Raw genomic sequence first — 19,699 nt, forward strand, 5'->3', positions numbered from 1 at the left:
GATTCACAAATGTTCTATCATGCTTATAACTCAGTGTCCCAGCTCCTCCAGCAGCCGCGAGAGAATACGCAAACGCTCTCCAATAATATGCGCATCCTCTTCAAGCACCTGCTGAAATGTCTGTATATTCTGCTCAATATTCTCATGGTCCGCAGCAAACCCTACAGATAACGCAGCCCCCTGCAAAGGAATACGGTCAAACACCGGTTGCTCGGGATCATATAATTTCTCCTGTCTATATGCTTCCTGAAAATAATCAATCGACCGGCACAGCAGGATCGCTGCATCCAGAATCCGGTGAATCGGCCATTCGGATGTTGTACAATCCTCTTGCCTTGCTGTCCTACTACCTACCTGTGCTGTAATCTCCATCCTGTCATCTTGCTGCATAGTGTGCAGCCCAAGCGACAGCTCGCTCGCCTCCTGCTGGTAGGCTCGCTGTCCATCTACCTGTGTGTAATCTGCTACTGCCATTACGGGTTGGTATTTCAAATAATCGGTACGATTCATTTGTTTCTCCCTTCTTCCTATGGAAAGTATTCGGATCACGACAACTGTACACTTATCTATTCAATATATAGACAATATAATTTATATCTGTTTATAAATCAAACATTTTATTTATATGTTTATCCTTAGAATAGACAAAATCTAAAAAAATCCCCGATCACAGCAGAAAAACTCTGTGATCGGGGATTAGACTTTTATATCATTTTCGATCAGGACGTGTGTACCGATGAACTCGATACACGCTTGGCAGCTCCGGACGGTCTGGACAGCGAGTACAATGCGCAGCAGAACGACAATACGACAATCGCTGCACCGACCCAAGCATTCATCGTTACCGAACCGGTATTCTTGATCACGATTCCGCCAAAGGCCGAACCGACTGCAATACCGATCTGTAGGGCTGAGAAGTTAAAGCTCTGCTGAATATCGGCAGTTTCCGGTGCATTCTGGATCAGATAACTCTGTTGTGCCGGTGACAGTGCCCAGCTGAGTGCCCCCCAGACAAACAGGACGACCGGGAAGATCCAGATGAACTTGGCTGACATCGGCAGCACGAACATCGCCAGTGCAAACACGCCGATTACGATCAGTATCGTCTTGGTACTACCCAGACGGTCAGACATCACACCACCGATCATACCGCCGCTTACCGCAGCTAGACCGAAGACAAAGTAGACCACGCTGATCCAGTACGCATTCAGATGCATTGTGCTTTCCAGGAATGGAGTCAGATACGCATACATGGTGTAATGACCTGCCAGCAGCAGCAGCGTAACCAGATGCGCGCTGAGTACTTTACTATTTTTGAGGGAAGCGAACTGTGCCTTGAGCGGCATGATTTCTTCTACCGGAATATGGTCAAGGAACATATAGATTACGACCATTGCTACCAGGGTCAGCAGCGCGATTACGAGGAACAAAATGCGCCATCCGAGTGCTTCTTCAACCAGTACGCCGAGCGGTACGCCCAGCACGATCGAGGAGCTGATCCCCATCGAGATAATACCGATGACACGCGCACGGAATTCCGGCGCAACGACTTTAACCGCAATCGTCAGAGACAGGGTCACGATCAGTGAACCGCTCGCTGCTGTCAGCATACGGGACAAGAACAATACTTCATAGTTGGGACTCCAGAAGGCAATCACACTGCCAATAGTGAAGATCAACATGGACCAGAGATAGAGGGATTTGCGCTCCACTTTGGAAGTGAAGGCCAACAGGGTAGGTCCGGCAATCGCGTAGACCAGTGCATAGATGGTGATCAACTGTCCTGCGGTGCCGATCGACACGTTCAGGTCATTCGCAATCTCCGGCAGCACACCGCCGATGATGAGTTCAATCAGGCCGACCGTAAAGGTGGCAATAGTGAGGATAAATACTTTGAAATTCAAGCCGTCTCTCTCCTTTGTGTAATAGTAGGTTGGCTGTCCGGCAGATGAATGCCGATGCAGCAGCAACGAACGAAAACACTGGAACAGTGCGGAGCCGCAACAAAAAAATCCTGATTACAACAGGATACGCGGGCTGCGCATCATCTTGTAATCAGGATTGTTCGGTTCCTGGTAGAGACCCTCAAACCATATTATTGAGGTTATACAATGATGTATCATCATTTATTCCAGTCGTCATTCGGTTGTACATGTGTGGATGCACGTATGCATCAACGTTATATACATTAGCAGATTGAAAATGGTATTTCAACAGGGTTTTCGGTAAAATTAAAAATAATTGTGCTGTGTGTGCAGTAAGGGTTACTCATGGCTCTAAACAGAATGATGTGAATAAACAGCATCCACTTCGGCAAGAAATAAGGACACGTCCTCCGGTGGAGCCTAGAAATCTACGAATAGGGAGAAGATGTAGATTCCCGGGCTCCAATGTCGTCCTTTGCCCTTATTTCCTTGCCTGCGTTCCGTGCATTTTGGTCATTATTTATTTGTTCGTGCTCATTTGTCGGTTGGAGTATATGCTGGCTGTACTTATCTACGGTATGTCTATTTAAAAGCGAATAGAAGCGTTCGATGATTCCGTATAGGCACTTGTTTCGTAGTAATTACAAATACATAATCTACTAAGGAGCTTATATTTTATGAAAAAGATGTATTTCCAATCAGCATTCGCGATTGTATTAATTGCTTGTCTATGCGGATGTACTCGCGTACCTTCCAGTCAAACGGCAACAGAACCGGTTAATGCCCCCTCTTCATCCTTGTCTAGCAATACAGTATGGTCTGAAGGAACACCGCTTACGGATACAGGTTTTTCTTTTGATATGCGTACAGAAGGAGCCAGTCCGCAAGTTCCATTTCGTATTTCTTCAGATCATCAAACTTTGGAAATACAATTGATGAATCATGCCAAGTTCACAACTACAGCGAGTCTACAATATCGAGATCATAGTCAGGAAATAAAGTTATGGACTATAAAAGGGGGGCAAAAGCTACATTGGAACAGTAATACGGAGTTTCCAAAAGGCTTGCCTACAGGTGATTATATTATTCAGTATCGCGCCGATGGACGTAATGTCTCTATGGATACAAAAGGAGTTATTAGAAAGGATCAGTAATGATAAAAAATTTATTCTGCTTTTGCTTTCAACGAAAAAAGCCACTAGACCAGCTGTCAACGTTACGATTGTGCATTTTCATCATGAAAATGTGCAATCTATCTTGACGGTCACTATTATACGTTATATGCTACGTTATGAAACCGTAACCAAAATATTAACGACCGTACATCGGCGTGTTACCAGCAATGGGCATGAGCCAAGCAGCGGACGATACAGGATACGTCTATCGTATTCCCGTGTCTCCTTGTCTTGGCTCTTTTTTGCGTATTTGCGAACGTTCCGTCCCCCATTTAGCGGTTACACGAAAAAAAGTCAGGCTGCTGTGCTCTTCTGTCTTTTCGGATGCCACTTGTCGTGTTATTCTGCAAGCAAGAGGTGATTATCGGAATGAACAGAGACCATCGGATTTTACGTGTGGAGCGCGTGGTCGGCAACAATATCGTGATGGCCTGCGATGAGGTAAAAGGCACCGAATATGTACTGCTTGGCAAAGGACTTGGCTTCGCCGCCAAAAACCTGCAGGAGCTGAGCACGACGGATGAACGGATCGAGAAGCGGTTTCGGCTGGAAGACCGGGAGCAGATGATGAATCATCCGACCTTTTTCGAGGATATGGATGCGCTCGTCATGGATGTCTCCGACCGGATCATCCAGTTGATCGGACAGAGTTTTCCAGAGAAGCTGAATGAAAAGATTTATCTTGCTCTACCCAGTCATATCCAGTTCACAGTGTACCGGATACGACATAGTATTGAGATTGTGAATCCATTTCTGCAGGAGACGCAGGTTTGTTTTCCACAGGAATACGAAGTGGCACTTCAGGCACTGCAGATGATTCGTGAGACATTCGGACTCGATATCCCCGAGGATGAAGCCGGGTTTCTGACGTATCATATTCATTCGGCGGTGACCCACGTTCCTGTGGGACAGCTGGTTAAAATGTCTTCTCTGCTCGGCAAGCTGCAGCAGATGATCGAAGAGGAACGGCAGATGACATTCAGACAGGGCAGCATGAGTCAGGTTCGCCTGATGATCCACCTGCGCTTTGCCCTGGAGCGGATTGTACAGGGATCGCTCGTCGACAATCCGCTGATCCAGCATATTCGTGACCAGTATGCCGACGAATACCAACTGGCTTCGCGGATGAGGCTGGTCATGGAGCAGGAGCTGCAGATGGCGGTACCCGAAGATGAAGTCTGCTTCCTGACCATGCATCTGTATCGACTGTTCCGCACACACAAGCCGGACAGCTGAATCTGCTGCTATTTTCGCCACTTTACTATAGACCTGCCGGTACCGTACATCGATCTGATATGGGTGTACGGTAAGAACAGGTTTCACACTCGCTGATCCTTCATATGAAAATAATTTTCATGAATTATGATCGGTATCGATACTTCTGTTGTATAACACCACTTACGAAAATGAATGACGGGTTAATCAAATGAATAATCCAAAGGGGGATTACCATGCTACAATTTTTGCAAAAAATCGGTCGCTCATTGATGCTTCCGGTAGCTACACTGCCTGCTGCTGCGATTCTGCGCGGTTTTGGCTTAATCAACTATGAGACGGATATTCCGCTTGGCTCTACAGTAGGCGGTTTTATGAACCATTATATCGGTCCGCTGCTGACTGCAGGTGCTGGTGCTATTTTTGACAATCTGGCACTGATCTTCGCTGTCGGTATTGCGATCGGGATGGCCCGCGATGCGGTCGCTGCTCTCTCTGCTGTACTCGGTTATATGATCCTGACAGCAATCCTCAAGGAAATTCCGGGGATTATGGGGTACATACCCGACGATGTGAAACTAAATATGGGCGTGCTTGGCGGTATCCTCGTCGGTCTGTGGGCAGCTTATATGTATAATCGTTTCCACAATATCAAGATGCCGGATTGGCTCGGATTCTTCTCGGGTAAACGTTTTGTTCCAATGATTACGGCAGCTACCACCATTATACTGGCGTCCCTGATCGGGATGATCTGGAGTCCGATCCAGGATGCAATTTCTGCTTTTGGTATGTGGGTAGTGAGTCTGGGCGGATTTGGTGCCTTTGTCTTCGGTACCGCCAACCGTCTGCTCGTGCCGATCGGTCTGCATCACGTACTGAACTCGATTGCCTGGTTCCAAATCGGAGATTACACCAATGCAGCCGGTGAAGTGGTTCACGGTGACTTGACCCGCTTCTTTGCCGGAGACAAATCGGCAGGCATGTTCATGTCCGGCTTCTTCCCGATCATGATGTTCGCGCTGCCGGGTGCCGCTTTTGCAATTATTCATACAGCACGTCCGGAGAAACGCAAAGCGGTCGCTTCGATCTTTATCAGCGCGGCTGTTGCTTCCTTCCTGACCGGTATTACCGAACCGCTGGAATTCGCCTTTATGTTCACAGCACCGCTGCTGTATGTAGTGCATGCGCTACTAACCGGTCTGTCCGGTCTGATCATGTACATGCTGAATGTGAAGCTGGGCTTCGGGTTCTCAGCAGGTCTGATTGACTATCTGATCAATATGAAGCTAGCTACCAATCCGCTGCTCATGATTCCGGTAGGTCTGGTGTTTGCTCTTGTATACTATGTACTGTTCCGCTTCCTGATTGTGAAGTTGAACCTCAAAACACCGGGACGTGAAGATGATGATGCTATCAACAGTTCTGCGACTACAGTAGATAAAACTGCCACTGTCCCGGCTGCCGCAGCTATTACAGCTGACAACGGAGACAGCAAAGCCGCAATGGTACTAAGTCAGCTGGGCGGATCGCCCAATATCGACAGTATCGATGCTTGTATTACTCGCCTGCGACTCGTTGTCAAAGATGATCGTCAGGTAAACGATGCCGAGCTGCGCAAGCTGGGTGCTGCTGGTGTCATGCGACTTGGTCATGGTGCGGTACAAGTGATTTTCGGTACCCAGTCCGAAGCGCTCAAAGATGATATCAAGGATATTATGGATCACAAAGCCTAAATATTCTGTTCATTTGCATGTACCACTCCGATTCTTTGAACAGAATGATAAATAGAAACAAACAAAAAACGTACGGTTGCCCTTAACAGCAGCCGTACGTTTTTTGCTTTGTACAGTACCAACACATCATTGCTTCAGGTCCCAACTTCCTGCATTCTCTGTTCATTCTGTATATAATTGAAGGAAATCAGCTCATTTCTTGTTCTGGATGGGTAAATACATATCGTATCTTATACGGAACGGAGGCTGTACATGCATCATTTTAATGAAGTATTTATTGAAATTCTAATTCTGCTCGCAGTGTCCCTGGCCGTTATTGCTGTTGCACGCAAGCTGCGGCAGCCTGAGTCTATCGCTCTTGTACTGGTAGGGTTGCTGCTTGGCACCGTGAATATTCCTGTGCTGGAATCTGCAGAAACATACATTACCCAGTCCAATGTTTTTCAGGCAATCATTATCTCGCTGTTCCTGCCCGTGCTGCTCGGAGATGCTACGCTCAAGATGCCCTTTTCGCATCTGCGCGAACAGTCGCGGCCTGTTATCGCTCTTGCGCTTGGAGGGACCCTGCTGTCATTCCTATTCGTTATGCTGGGCTCCTATTATCTAATCGGCCTTCCTCTGGTTGTCGCATTCACCTTCGCCGCCTTGATGAGTGCAACAGATCCGATCAGTGTCATTTCTATCTTCCGCTCACTGGGTGTCTCCGAGAAAATGGTGACCACTATGGAAGGTGAATCACTACTGAATGACGGGATTGCTGTTGTTCTTTTCCAGATCTCGACTGTGTATCTGCTCACTTATATCAGTATGGGCTGGCTCGGTTTTGGCAGTGGTATACTGTTGTTTTTGCAATTTGCCGTAGGTGGTATAGCCGTCGGGGGCATACTTGGATTCCTGTTCTCTCGTCTGATCAAGTATTATGACGATTATCCGCTGGAAATTGCTTTTTCCATGCTGCTGTTCTTCAGCTGTTATTTTATTGGAGAGCATCTGGAAGTATCCGGGGTTATCGCTGTGGTGACTGGCGGACTTGTATTCGGTAATTATGGTAAAAGAATCGGTATGTCTCCAACAACCAGCCAGAATATCAATACATTCTGGGATGTTATTACGCTGATCGCCAACTCCCTGATCTTCCTGATGATCGGTCTGGAAATCCGCAATATCAGCTTTGCCGACAAATGGGGTATTATCGTACTCGCTATTGTCATTGTATTGGTTGCCCGTACGTTGGCCCTATTTATCAGCTTGTTCCGGTCGAAAGACTTCTCCACTCCTGCCAAATGGGTACTCAACTGGGGCGGTCTAAAAGGTAGTCTTTCCATTGCACTGGCTCTGAGCCTGCCGGTGGGATTTGAAGGACGGGAGACCATACTCGTACTGACATTCAGCGTCGTACTGTTCTCGCTGATTATCCAGGGGTTGACGATCAAACCGCTGATTACAAAGCTCGGTCTGATTCCCAATACCGCTTCTGTTTCAGAACAAGAAAAGCACAGTGAACATCATTAATACTATTGAAGCCAAGACGAAAAATCCCCTGTACTCGTTCCAGAGTACGGGGGATTTTTCATATCTACTATCATCCTGCCTGGAACAAAATGCGCGAGGATTCATAGCTTGTTGATCTACTCTATTATCTATTTAGTGCTCACGGAGTGACCGTTGATTTTGATCACTTTCCCTTTGACCTCTTCGATCGGGACAAAGCCTGTCATCCGGCTGTCCTGGCTATTGGAACGATTATCTCCGAGAACAAAAAAGCTATGCGGAGCAACACGATTATCTTCTTTGGCACTGGTCGGGAAGTCATTGATATTATACGTATAATGCTGATCATGTGCTTGCTGAACCGCTTTTTGAATATAAGGCTCCTGAATGACTTTTCCGTTAATCCACGTTTTGTCGCCTTTCATTTTCACCTTTTCTCCCGGAAGGGCGATGACCCGCTTGACGAATTCTCTGCCCTCGGGTGCCTGATACAGAATCAGATCGCCGCGATGAATTTCATTCTCGGCTGCAGCCGTCACCGTTACACGATCTCCGGTTTTGAGCGTAGGCTGCATGGACGGCCCATCAATCACATAGTTCTGAGGGGATGCCATTTGCAGAAAGGCTGCTATCAACAACCCGCCAATCGTTACGTTCACACTTTTCACTCTCCATTTTCATATCGGATCGACATGTATTGATATGTACATTGAGATGCTATAGATGCTTTGCTGTTTTCTTTGCTGCTATTTAGTATCCAGCAGACCTTACTTTCCAGCTCCATCTTACCAGATAACGGGTAATAAGCAATAAAGTTATTATTCAAAGGAGCGATCAATATGCCCGAGAAATTCAACTATGATATCGACTACTCTACACTGGATCTGCGCGAACATCCCGAGCTGTATCGTGTCGGCAAAGGAGAACAGGGCGTGCTAATGGTCGAACCCTACAAAGGCGAGATTCTACCCCACTGGCGCTTCAAAACACCAGAGATCGCTACGGAATCTTCGGAGAAAATCTATGCCATGTTCCTCGAATACAAGGAAAACAATGATTTTGTCGGCATGGACATGGCACGCAAGTTCCTGCAGATGGGTTATACCCGTGCACGCCGCTACACCAATCACAAAGGTGGCCGCAAGTACGACGAGAATGGCGAGATTCTCCCATACACCAGCGATCCGGTCAAAGCCGAATCCGCACGCATTTTCAAGGTCAAATGGGATGAAGCCAAACAAGACCCCGACTATATCCGCATGAAAAAAGAGCATCAGCAGAAGTATGGTTAAGACCGTTATATGTATTGCAGATTCAGCTTTTTATGTATTTTTAAAAATTTGTAATTCTTGTGAGTTATTTGACAAGATAGATACACGGTATGTTAACCTTTACTTACAATTTATTTCCATTTCATAAATTATAAATACTATTAAAAACGGTTATGAGAGCAATTACTATTAAGGAGAACTATGAATAGTGTATCTACGAGTAAAAAAAAGTATTTTATTTTTCTTTTGCTTCTCATTATTGCTGTGGTTGCAATGGTATTCATTGCTGCAAAGTTGAACATGAATACATTGAAAGATACGGATTTATCTAATGTCACGATATACCATATCAAGCCGGGAGAATCGCTAAATCAATTAGAAAAGGATCAATACGGCTCAAGACAGGATTTATTACCTCAAAAAAATAGCTACCATTTCAAAAACTTCTCAGTCACATATAATGATCAAAAAATTATAACAGCCATTCAGACGACTACAGATGAAGGAAACCAACATTTTGAAATTAACAATACACCCATATCCAATCTGGATACTGCCGTAACGATCCTGGGAGAAAATTACGGAAGTACAGAATATGATAGTGAACAAGGTCTATCCTCCCGAGAGTATACTGACCAGAAACATGGAATTCAACTTTCTTTGATTTATAGCAAAAATCAGGGGAACTATAATGCTTTGGTTTGGGTGATTATAAAAAGTATTGATCAACCTCAATAACTTTGTATTTCTTATACATTATCTCGGCAATTCTTGCTGGGTTATAAAGCGGTATGATGAAAGTATGTATGTTTATGTCTCACATCAAAAAGTCATCCTTTTGAAGAACATATCTATGTCTCTTGAGGATGACTTTTTGATTTTTATATTTTATCAATTGTTTGCGTTAGTTTTCTTGTATTACAGAATCAGGAGGACGCTTTTTCTTCATAAATGACAACGGACTCACTCACTGGTTCCCACTTCACTGTAGCTCCCAGCGCTTCGCTGATCACGCGTACCGGTACACGGGTGGAGCCGTTTTTCATCACGGGTGCCGCCTGTAAACTTACTGTTTTACCGTTCACTACTGCATTCTTTTTATTTACATACAGCTTGACGGTCTGACCATCCTTTACAACAGTGACCGATTGATCCTTGGCACTCCATGTTACTTTGGCATTCAACGCTTCCGAGACGACGCGGAAAGGAACCAGAGTCGTTCCATCCTGAACCACAGGCTCTGCATCTGTGTAAGACGTACCGTTGACGAACAGATTCATTGCATCCGGGTCAGCTGCGATCTGGTCGGATAATTCATCCAGACGCTTGTAGCTGTCAAGATCGGTAATGTCCGATTGGATCACCTGCTCCTGCAGGGCAGTCGCATCGTCTACATTGCCGCTCTCTTCCAGCAGATCGGTGGCTTTTTCCAGTGCTTCTTTGGAGTTCTGGATTTGTTCCAGTTCTGCCTGCATTTCCGGGGTCAGCTGTGTCTCGTATTGGGTGAGCAAGAGATTGGCCAGTACTTGTCCGGCGGGCTTGTCTTTTACATTATTGATGGCATGGAGCAGACCTTTATATCCCTGCTTGCCTTTGCCGCTGCCATATACATCGTCGGTTACGCCGGCTGCGCTCTCTTCCACTTTATCTTTGGAATGGCCGTTCGCTTTACCATTGCCATTTCCGTTATTTTGTTTTTCTTTCTTTTCTTTCTCTTTTTCGTTCTCCTGCTCCGTGTTCGCGTTATCTTCCGCTGGCGGCTTTGGCTGTACAGTCGGTGCAGGCTCTGTGACCGCGGGTTCTGCGACCGGTGATTCCACAGCAGGAGCAGCCGGTTCCGATACAGGTTGGCTGCTATCGGTTGGCACTGCAGTTACCGCACTGGTGCTATCTTCCGGCTTCGCCCGATCTTTGGACTTATCCTCGGATTTGGAGCTGGCGGAACTGGATTTGGACGATTTGCCACCTTGATCCGATTTGGCCATAACGTTACCTGTTGCCATGCTGGTGACGAGCAGACAGGTTAGCAGCACAGTAGTAAATTTCTTCATATATCTATCCCCTTTTGGTTATAATCAGGCTTAAGTATTGCAGAATATCTATAGACTATAACGGTACAATACAGCAATTTATTAAGGTGGTAAGGAATCTGATGAAAATTAACGAACTGGCGCGTAAGCTCGGCATCACCTCACGCACGATCCGTTTCTATGAACAGCATGGATTATTGGAGCCTGCCCGGCAGCAGGACAATCAGTATCGGGTATTTGTAGAAGAAGATATCTGGCGGCTGCAGACGATCATTGCCCTGCGTGAAGCCGGTATGCCGCTTAAGGATATACGCAATGTACTGGAACCGACCGGTCTGCCGGACAACGAGCGGCTGCGTTACTATCTGGAACTGCAGCATTCGCTCCTGACGACCCAGTGGCTGGAGATGAAGCGAATGACCGAGACTACGGCCCAGATGATTGAGCTGCTGCGCAGTCGACAGGAGCTGCCGATCGGGGAAATCTATCAGCTGGCTGACCATTCCCGGAAGCTGCGGGAGATGCGCCAGAACTGGCAGGATCATTGGGACTTTGACCAACGGGCGTCAAATCACGATGACTATGTACAGACCGAGACCGGGGAATACCCGGATTACGAAAAAGCCCTGGACAGCACAGCGAGTGCTATTCAGGGCATTGCAGCAGAACATGGTCTGGATCTGGGAACAGGTACCGGCAATCTGGCGGGCAGACTGCTGCGGCGCGGAATACGCATGTCTGGTGTCGATCAATCCCAGGAGATGCTCAAGCAGTGCCGCTCCAAGTTCCCGGAAATGGATCTGCGCATTGGCAATCTGTTAGCGATCCCTTATCCGGATCAGTATTTCGACTTTGTCGTCTCCAGCTTCACTCTTCAGCATCTGAGCGCCGAGCAGCAACTGCTGGCTCTGCCGGAGATTCAGCGTGTGCTAAAACCGCACGGGCGTATCTGTATTACCGATCGCACCAGTATCCTCTCTGACGGGAATGGGCCCCATGCAGAGTTTCTGCTGGATTGGCTGAACAGCCATGGCTTTATCGCCACCCGTCTGAATCCTCAGGATAATTGGTTCACCCTGCTCGCCATCTCTATCCGCTGATGGACACAAAAAGGACTGCATATACAGATATGCAGCCTTTCTCATGTATTCGACTTTTCTTCTAACGCTGCATGGTTATGGCTTCATGCCTTTTTGGACAGCTGCCCAGAACATATTATCTTCCATACCCAATGCCCAGACGGAGGCGCCGCCCAATTTGTAGGCTGGTACCAGATGGGCTTTTTCCTCTATGCTGCGTGCATTCTCATACCAGACCACATGCTTGCTGCCCTGGCTGTCCGTATAGTTAAAGTAAGGGGATGACGTTGCTGCATCCCATTTCACCGCCGCTCCGGCTTTCTTCACCAGGGCAGCGATCTTTTTGCCGGCGATCTGATGATGATCTTCTTCACGACCTGTCGTCAGGTTCCAGTCGTAACCGTAATCCGGCAGACCGATCAGCACTTTGGATGCAGCGACCTGAGAGACGGAGAACTTCAAGGAATCTTCAATCCATCCTTTGCTGGCTACAGATCCCGGTTCGGACCATGGTCCGTGCTCATCGTAAGTCATGACCTGAAGGAAATCGACCGATGCGCCAAGTGCTGCATAGTTGTACGCACCCGACCAGCCATTGGATGGATCATCCTCCGTCTTGGCGGGAACCGAGACGATCACTTTGTATCCTGCCGGACGCAGTGCATCCGATACCGATTTTACAAAGCCGGTCAAGGCATTGCGATCTCCAGCCATCACACTTTCAAAATCAATATTCACTCCGGTATAGCCATTCTTCTTCACCGTATTCACAATATTCTGAACCGCTTTCTGGCGGACTGATGAATTCGTCAGAATGACATGCGCCAGATCGGGATCAAAATCGCTCGTACCAAAGTTCGAGAAGCAGGCATACGTCGCCAGACGATTAGCCTTGGCATAGGATAGCGCCTTTGTGGGTACATCACCCACTACTCCGCCAGATGCATTCATGTTAAAAGAATCGGTAGAGACACCGGTTAAATAGTTATGATAGGTGGTAAGCGCCTGATAGGATGCATCATCCGGCGTATAGTAACCGAGTACGCTGGCTGCCTCCGCTTTGGTCTCATCTCCCGCAAATCCAACCGTGCCTGTAAGCAGCAACGCCAGTGCACCAGTGGCTGCCCATTTCGTGAATGACATGTTCATTCCTCCATTTCATAAATGATGAGACTAGTATAAAAAAAACCGCCTTTCCGGCGATCCTTTGCTTAGGATACCGGAAAAAGGCGGTTTTGTAAAAATATAGCGATCTTATATGAATAGTTGGACAATCCCTGAACCGTGCCGATTACCTGACCGATCAGACCGGAGCAGCCATCGGTACATTTTCCGGTGTTTCCGGTTCATCGTGCTGCACCAGAGAGTGTTTCTGCCAGGCTCTGCTCTTCCAGCGGAAGTACATAATAACAGCCCGCACCCACTCATCGGCAGCTATCGCCAGCCAGATGCCTGCGAGTCCAAGATCCATTTTGAATACAAACAGATAACCGAGCGGCAGACTCATACATACCATGGAGATCAGTCCCATATAGACCGGGAACTTGGCATCGCCCGAAGCACGCAGCGAGTTGATAATCACGATATTGCATGTCCGTCCGGTCTCCAGCAGGAAGCTGAGCAGGATCACCTGTGACGCCATGCGGATGACTTCCGGATTGCTGGTAAACATGCCGATCAGCGGCTCGCGCATCAAGATAATGATTACATCCATGACCAGCGTTGCGCCCATTGCCCATTTTACACTGTTCCAGACGCGGTGATAGGCTTCTTCCTTGCGATTCGCACCGACCAGACGACCGACGATAATCGCTGTACCCATACCGATCGCAATACTGAACAGATAGATAAAGGTGGAAATATTATTCGCATACTGGCGGGAAGCCATCGCTTCACTGCCCAGATACGTTACATAGAATACGAAGACCAGCTGGCACATCTGGTAAGTCACTTGCTCTACTGCAGAAGGTACGCCGATTTTCAGGATTTTGAGAATATATTCCTTGGACATCCGGAAGTAATCGGCAATCTGAATACGTACTTCCATCACGCGGTACATCAACCAGAAGAAGATGACCACACATACGAGACGGCTGACGATCGTGGAGATCGCTGCGCCCTGCACGCCCATTTGCGGCAGACCCCAGTGACCGAAGATCAGCAGATAGTTCAGTCCAACGTGCAATACGTTCATAAATACCGAGACAAACATCGTTTCCTTGGTAAATCCGTACGTACGGATAACCGCCGCCAGTGTATTGATCAGAGCTTGCAGAAAAATGGCTCCGCCGACAATCGCGATATAGCTCTCTGCCAGCGCCAGAATCTCACCCTGCAAATGCATGGCTGCCATCAGGTGCCCACCGAACAACAGGAAGGTGGTACTCAGGAGCAGACCGACCGACAGGTTCAGCGTAATCGCCAGTGCCGTAATCCGGCTCGCCTCCAGTACTTTGCGCGATCCAATGTACTGGGCTACGACGATAGCGGCCCCGTTGCCGATTACCTCCAGGATCAGTATAGCGATTGAAATAACCTGATTGGATGTGCCGACAGCTGCTACTGCATTATCGGATACATCGCTCAACATTAATGTGTCGACGATTCCCATTAACATAAACAGGAATACCTCGAGGAAAATCGGCCAGGTCAGACGGAACAGGTTAAACTGTTTGTCAGCTGCCGGGCTGTTATCGTGTGTAGGGTTCATAGCGCTCATGATGTCACCTTCCTTTGTGTTCATAGTGGGTATTAATATGGCAGTTGGTAACTGCAAAATCTTCACGTTTTTACATGAAGATGAATGATCAAGTACGACGGGTATCTGTAAAACTCTACGTATCTTAGCATATCCATTTTCCGATTGCACTACTAAAATTGAAATTTTCTGAAAATTTTACAGAGTTTTTGATTCATTCCTATAAAACAAGGGTATGTAAGGGTTTTACTTCAAATAAAAATGCTTTGTGTTACATCATTTTTATATAGTTTTCATAAGCAAGCAATATAGCAAAAAAGCGTACCTGGTTATTTCCTGATGGAAATTGGTACGCTTTTTTGCTATTCAAATATCGGCAATCCGATGAGAAAGCAATCATGGAGAGAAAGATGATCTTGCGAAGATTTATTGCTCAGCGAGCGTGACGACGACTGCATTATAACCTGGCTTAAGCGACATGGGATTGCCCTGGATAGCTACGCCGAATTTATCATCCAGCGTTCCGGCAATACTCAAGCCAGTCTCATCGACCTGATTGTTGAACAGGCTCAGCTTATGCGGGGCATAGTAGGCCAGATAGGCATTTCCGATATCTTTTAGACTCGCCTGGGTAGTGTAGTTCAGGAATAGCTGCTTTTTATCGCCGGCTACCTGTTCACTTACTTTTCCTTTGACGGCATCGGCTGGAAACGGGAAATCCGTTGGCAGATATTTACTCGTAATCACACCTGTTGTCATACTGATAACCGGTGGCGCTGCAGCCTCTTCTACTACAGGACCGATCGGACCTTCGGTTACATTGCCTGCAGTGATTTTGGCAGCCTCATTGGCAGCGCTGATATACTGGGAAGCTGCTGAAGGTTTACTGCTGGTTGGCGGCGTACTCGTAGCAGCAGGTGTAGTGGCTGCAGCCGCTGTACCCGAGGAGCTGCTGGAAGTTCCGGCTGTACTTTTCCCTGTACTGTCTGACTTGGAAGTCGTTGGGCTGGTACTACTGTCAGCTGCTTTACCGCTGGCTGACTGGATCATGATCTTATTGTTCATCACATCAAATAACACTTTGGAATTCAGTGTTTCTCCTACAGCCCGAATCGGTAAATAGGTAGTGCCTTCATACGTAATCGCCGTCATCTTGTCTCCATTGGAATTGATTGGCGTATAGGCTTTGCCATCCAGTTCGATACTGATTCCGTGATTTTTGAAAGCGGAGATTTTCTCCATCTTTGCACCTGCATATACACCTGCCGAGCTGGTGAGCAGCATACCTGCTACCGCAGCAACAACTATCCATTTTGTTTTGCCCATCATGATCATTCTCCTGTCTGTTCTGGGTTTGCCTGTATCTATGGGACGCGGATCTGTGTTCATTACAGATCTACTGTTCTGGTTAAACCACTGCAGCCTGTGCCAATGGCTCAGGTGCTTTGTTATATTATCGGCGAAAAGTGGTCGGACAATTATATTCTATAAATGGATAATATTACTTTTTGTTATTATTTTTGCAGCTATAGGGTATATTGCATCTTCTATATGGTCTCTGATGCCAAAAAAAACCATCTGCATGAGCTGCAGATGGTAATTATGTAGATGGGTATACTGCTTATGGGAGAATAAACTTCTTCGCTGGCTATCTAGCTATACTATGCTAGTTTTTTCGTAGTAAAATGGCATGAATAATCTGCAGAGTGATCGATCCTATATATAATGGCAGCATGATCGCCTGATTGGCAGTCAGTGGCATAGATGGAAACAACGTCAGAATGTATATAATCACCATGTAGCCAAGAATAAAGTAAAAAGTCATATAAATGGCCTGCTTGCGAATAGCATTCAGGCGTTCATCCCCACGGACAAAAAATTCTTCACTCATAAAAGCCCATGTCAGGAAAATAATCACCAGTCCAATATTGGGCACATAACTCATCCAATCGATCTCCCTGCCCATTTCCATACGCATATAAATACCGCTGATGATAACGTATAGTTGAACTACTCCTATCAGTACAAACATGATTCGGGTCAACATGCGGTTTTTTGATGCCTGTGATATTTGTGTTTTGCTCATGATGATTCCTCCTCCAAAAAGAAAATATGCTCGACAGTCGTCCGGAACACTTTTGCCAGCTGCAGGGCGAGAGGTAGAGATGGATTGTATTTGCCCCGCTCAATTGCATTGATCGTCTGCCGGGATACGCCCAGCAGGGTCCCCAGCTGTTCCTGCGAATAACCATTCAGTTCACGCAGCAGTTTGACTTCATTTCTCAGATGATGCTCACTTCTCATGCTCACCCCTCCATACTTCCATTTTTATGGAAAACACTCCCGATGTCAAGTTTACTTTACATTTCCCATTCTATAAGGCATGTATCGATCTTCTTTTTTCGGTTAGACACAGCAAAAAAAGCAGCCCATTCGCTTATACGAATGAGCTGCTTTCTTCTATATAAAAGTATATCTATGGATTCTCGCCTGTATCATCTGTGATCCGTCCGCATTTTCCGATCAGTTGCGATCCGAATCCGTCTTGCGGCAGCCGGATTCACTCCTTCTCTCTATCTGCACGATAAAGCTCTGTCTGTTCACGGATATGACGATCATAGCTATTCTGGTGCAGCCAGACACTATTGTTGACACTGGCTGCCTGTCCTAGCCCAAATAATACAGCTATAATCAGGAAAATCATGCCGTAGGCGTACATGAAATAACCAAGATAAAAACAGGTTATAATGCCCACCAGCAGGGCTAAAGATAGAATGATCAGCAAACGGATCATGACTTTTTTCATAGGTTTCTCCTTCAGGTTTGACTATGATTCGATAGTGGATTTCACAATCTAACATCAGTTGACTTACTTATGACTTAATTTTAACAAATTTTCGCAAAATATAGCATGACTTTTTGCAAAGCAGGAGTATAATGAAATACGCTTGTCCGATATCACTTCGGGCATAGCCCCAATAGCGTTCTGCTTGAGAGATGCTGAATAGGTGTATATAAAATTTAACATTTTGCTTATTCCTATTTTTGTGTATCGATTACTCTGCCTTTTGGCTGTCTATTCAGCAGGCGATCCTTTGTGGTAACCAACCAAAAAAAACATTTAATTAATGAAACGAGGGTGTACGATGTTTGGCAAGGTAAAGCGTGTATTAATCGGAAGACCAATGAAGTCAGCAGAATTGGAAGCTGAAAAGCTGGGTAAGCTTAAAGCACTCGCCATACTGTCTTCCGATGCGCTATCATCGGTGGCATACGGAACCGAGCAGATTTTGCTGGTTCTGATGGTTGCTGGTTTTGCAGCATTATGGTATTCCGTTCCAATCTCTATAGCTGTATTGGGACTGCTGGTTATTCTGGTGATTTCGTATCGTCAAACAATTTTTGCTTATCCAACAGGCGGTGGAGCATATATTGTCGCCAAGGATAATCTGGGGCAGGCTTCCAGTCTGATCGCTGGTGGATCGCTGCTGGTCGATTACGTGCTGACGGTAGCGGTAAGTTCCTCGGCAGGTACGGATGCGATTACTTCCGCATTTCCGGTATTGCATGATCACAGGGTATTGATTGCACTGGTAATGATTGTATTCCTGACGCTGATGAATCTGCGCGGGGTTACCGAATCAGCTTCAGTACTGGCGATTCCGATCTATCTGTTCGTTATTTCGATTTTCTTCCTGATTATCAGTGGAATGATCAAATACATGACCGGTGGTATCGAAGCAGCTGCTCCGGAATTTGGTACGACGGTATCCAATGTCAGTCTGTTCCTGCTGCTCAAGGCATTCAGCTCCGGGTGTTCGGCACTGACAGGGGTTGAGGCTGTATCCAACGCCATTCCGAACTTCCGCCAGCCTGCCGAGCGCAATGCAGCAGCTACCCTGCTCATGATGGGTCTGATCCTGGGTGGTATGTTTATCGGGATTACACTGCTCGCCTACTGGTATGGCGTCACTCCATCAGGCAAGGAGACCGTTATCTCGCAGATTGCCCGGATGACCTTTGGCAACGGGATTATCTATTATATTATACAGGGTGTGACGGCACTGATCCTGTTCCTGGCAGCCAATACAGCCTACTCAGCATTTCCGCTGCTCGCTTTTATGCTTGCCAAGGATAAATACATGCCGCATATGTTCATGGTACGCGGTGACCGTCTCGGCTTTTCCAACGGTATCATTTTCCTCAGTCTGGCTTCGGCTCTGCTCGTTATCGTGTTCCATGGAGAGACAGACAGTCTGATTCCGCTCTATGCCGTGGGTGTATTCATTCCGTTCACGCTGTCACAGCTGGGCATGATGATTCGCTGGATCAAGCTCAAACCTGCTAACTGGATACTCAAGTTGGCGATTAATACGATCGGTATGCTGACAACATTGTCCATCACACTGATCTTTATCTTCACCAAGTTTGCCCAGGTATGGATTATCTTTATTTTCCTGCCGATCGTCGTCTATATTTTCTACAAGATCTATATTCACTATCAGAATACAGCCGAGCAGCTGCGGATTGATATCACGACAGACAAACCCCAGATCAAAGGCAATACGATCATCATTCCGGTGGCAGGTATTACCCGTGTCGTAATGAATACGATCAGTTATGCCAAGACACTGTCGCCCAATGTGGTTGCCGTCTATGTCGGCTTCGATGATGAAGCTATCCGCAAAATGGAAGACAAATGGGAACAATGGGACCCCGGTGTACGCCTGATTGTACTCAAGTCCCGTTACCGCAGTATTCTGGGGCCGTTGCGCCGGTTTATTGATACGGTGGAATGGAAAACATCAGCGACCGATCATATTACCATTCTGATTCCACAGTTTGTCACCAAGCACTGGTGGGAGAGTATCCTGCATAATCAAACGAGTCTGCTAATGCGTGCTTATCTGATTAACTATAAAGATGTTGTCGTAGCGACTGTGCCTTATCATCTCAAAAGCTAACTGCTAATCGATAGCTATACATGACAATGCAAAGCCCCTCTTGCACAGAGGGGCTTTTTGCTGCCTAGAATTGTCCATGATAACGCCTGAATTCATGTTTTACATTTCCGTTATTTTG

18 protein-coding genes and 1 riboswitch are annotated in these 19,699 nt (G+C 46.6%); of the genes, 8 read left to right on the plus strand and 10 right to left on the minus strand.

Features of this window, described 5'->3' with window-relative positions; all coding sequences use genetic code 11:
* Window positions 1-30: 30 nt before the first annotated feature.
* Together H065_RS0101010 and H065_RS0101015 are read right to left on the minus strand one after the other, a co-directional pair.
* Window positions 31-510 (minus strand): DUF6530 family protein, encoded by a 480-nt coding sequence (locus H065_RS0101010; RefSeq protein ID WP_017811138.1) that lies wholly within the window; start codon window positions 508-510, stop codon window positions 31-33.
* A gap of 209 nt (window positions 511-719) precedes the next feature.
* Window positions 720-1,904: an MFS transporter gene (locus H065_RS0101015; protein WP_017811139.1), complete on the minus strand. Its 1,185-nt coding sequence runs from the start codon at window positions 1,902-1,904 to the stop codon at window positions 720-722.
* A 128-nt stretch (window positions 1,905-2,032) separates the two neighbouring features.
* Window positions 2,033-2,132, minus strand: a riboswitch (purine riboswitch).
* Between the two features lie 470 nt (window positions 2,133-2,602).
* Between H065_RS0101015 and H065_RS0101020 the strand changes: the two genes are divergently transcribed.
* The 4 genes from H065_RS0101020 to H065_RS0101035 all read left to right on the plus strand — a co-directional run bounded on the left by H065_RS0101020 (window position 2,603) and on the right by H065_RS0101035 (window position 7,560).
* Window positions 2,603-3,079 carry a hypothetical protein gene (locus H065_RS0101020; protein ID WP_017811140.1) on the plus strand — a complete coding sequence of 159 codons (477 nt, stop codon included), beginning with the start codon at window positions 2,603-2,605 and terminating at the stop codon, window positions 3,077-3,079.
* Window positions 3,080-3,469: 390 nt separating this feature from the next.
* Entirely contained in the window at window positions 3,470-4,336 is an 867-nt protein-coding gene (locus H065_RS0101025) for a PRD domain-containing protein (RefSeq protein WP_017811141.1), read from the plus strand.
* A gap of 215 nt (window positions 4,337-4,551) precedes the next feature.
* Entirely contained in the window at window positions 4,552-6,048 is a 1,497-nt protein-coding gene (gene nagE / locus H065_RS0101030) for an N-acetylglucosamine-specific PTS transporter subunit IIBC (RefSeq protein ID WP_017811142.1), read from the plus strand.
* A 252-nt stretch (window positions 6,049-6,300) separates the two neighbouring features.
* Entirely contained in the window at window positions 6,301-7,560 is a 1,260-nt protein-coding gene (locus H065_RS0101035) for a cation:proton antiporter (RefSeq protein ID WP_017811143.1), read from the plus strand.
* Between the two features lie 128 nt (window positions 7,561-7,688).
* Here H065_RS0101035 and lepB read toward each other — a convergent pair whose 3' ends face one another.
* Window positions 7,689-8,198 carry a signal peptidase I gene (gene lepB / locus H065_RS24895; protein WP_017811144.1) on the minus strand — a complete coding sequence of 170 codons (510 nt, stop codon included), beginning with the start codon at window positions 8,196-8,198 and terminating at the stop codon, window positions 7,689-7,691.
* 180 nt (window positions 8,199-8,378) lie between these two features.
* Between lepB and H065_RS0101045 the strand changes: the two genes are divergently transcribed.
* Together H065_RS0101045 and H065_RS0101050 are read left to right on the plus strand one after the other, a co-directional pair.
* On the plus strand, window positions 8,379-8,831 hold the full coding sequence (locus tag H065_RS0101045) for a DUF4385 domain-containing protein (RefSeq protein ID WP_017811145.1): 453 nt from the start codon (window positions 8,379-8,381) through the stop codon (window positions 8,829-8,831).
* A gap of 180 nt (window positions 8,832-9,011) precedes the next feature.
* Window positions 9,012-9,548, plus strand: coding sequence for a hypothetical protein (locus H065_RS0101050; protein WP_017811146.1), 537 nt, complete (start codon window positions 9,012-9,014; stop codon window positions 9,546-9,548).
* A 188-nt stretch (window positions 9,549-9,736) separates the two neighbouring features.
* Here the strand turns inward: H065_RS0101050 and H065_RS26755 are convergent, their stop codons facing one another.
* Window positions 9,737-10,861, minus strand: a complete 1,125-nt coding sequence (locus H065_RS26755) for a copper amine oxidase N-terminal domain-containing protein (protein ID WP_017811147.1) — start codon at window positions 10,859-10,861, stop codon at window positions 9,737-9,739.
* A 101-nt stretch (window positions 10,862-10,962) separates the two neighbouring features.
* Here H065_RS26755 and H065_RS24905 point away from each other — a divergent pair, with 101 nt between their 5' ends.
* The gene (locus tag H065_RS24905; protein WP_017811148.1) at window positions 10,963-11,940 is read left to right on the plus strand and encodes a MerR family transcriptional regulator; all 978 of its coding nucleotides are present in this window, start codon (window positions 10,963-10,965) and stop codon (window positions 11,938-11,940) included.
* A 75-nt stretch (window positions 11,941-12,015) separates the two neighbouring features.
* On the opposite strand, the gene H065_RS0101065 is transcribed toward H065_RS24905, so the two are convergent.
* The 6 genes from H065_RS0101065 to H065_RS0101090 form a co-directional block, all read right to left on the minus strand.
* Window positions 12,016-13,062: a glycosyl hydrolase family 18 protein gene (locus H065_RS0101065; RefSeq protein ID WP_017811149.1), complete on the minus strand. Its 1,047-nt coding sequence runs from the start codon at window positions 13,060-13,062 to the stop codon at window positions 12,016-12,018.
* 160 nt (window positions 13,063-13,222) lie between these two features.
* A complete protein-coding gene (locus H065_RS0101070; protein ID WP_017811150.1) occupies window positions 13,223-14,638 on the minus strand; it encodes an MATE family efflux transporter in 1,416 nt (471 codons plus the stop codon).
* A gap of 405 nt (window positions 14,639-15,043) precedes the next feature.
* Window positions 15,044-15,946 carry a hypothetical protein gene (locus tag H065_RS26760; RefSeq protein ID WP_017811151.1) on the minus strand — a complete coding sequence of 301 codons (903 nt, stop codon included), beginning with the start codon at window positions 15,944-15,946 and terminating at the stop codon, window positions 15,044-15,046.
* Window positions 15,947-16,283: 337 nt separating this feature from the next.
* The gene (locus H065_RS0101080) at window positions 16,284-16,703 is read right to left on the minus strand and encodes a hypothetical protein (RefSeq protein WP_017811152.1); all 420 of its coding nucleotides are present in this window, start codon (window positions 16,701-16,703) and stop codon (window positions 16,284-16,286) included.
* Complete coding sequence (locus H065_RS0101085) at window positions 16,700-16,921, minus strand: helix-turn-helix transcriptional regulator (protein ID WP_017811153.1); 222 nt, start codon at window positions 16,919-16,921, stop codon at window positions 16,700-16,702. The genes H065_RS0101080 and H065_RS0101085 overlap by 4 nt, the downstream gene beginning before the upstream one ends.
* A 256-nt stretch (window positions 16,922-17,177) precedes the next feature.
* Window positions 17,178-17,423 (minus strand): hypothetical protein, encoded by a 246-nt coding sequence (locus H065_RS0101090; protein ID WP_017811154.1) that lies wholly within the window; start codon window positions 17,421-17,423, stop codon window positions 17,178-17,180.
* Between the two features lie 340 nt (window positions 17,424-17,763).
* Here H065_RS0101090 and kimA point away from each other — a divergent pair, with 340 nt between their 5' ends.
* Window positions 17,764-19,581 carry a potassium transporter KimA gene (gene kimA, locus H065_RS0101095; protein WP_017811155.1) on the plus strand — a complete coding sequence of 606 codons (1,818 nt, stop codon included), beginning with the start codon at window positions 17,764-17,766 and terminating at the stop codon, window positions 19,579-19,581.
* The last annotated feature ends 118 nt before the right edge of the window (window positions 19,582-19,699 follow it).

It is taken from the genome of Paenibacillus shenyangensis (genome assembly GCF_000346635.1).
Lineage (GTDB): Bacteria > Bacillota > Bacilli > Paenibacillales > Paenibacillaceae > Saccharibacillus > Saccharibacillus dauci.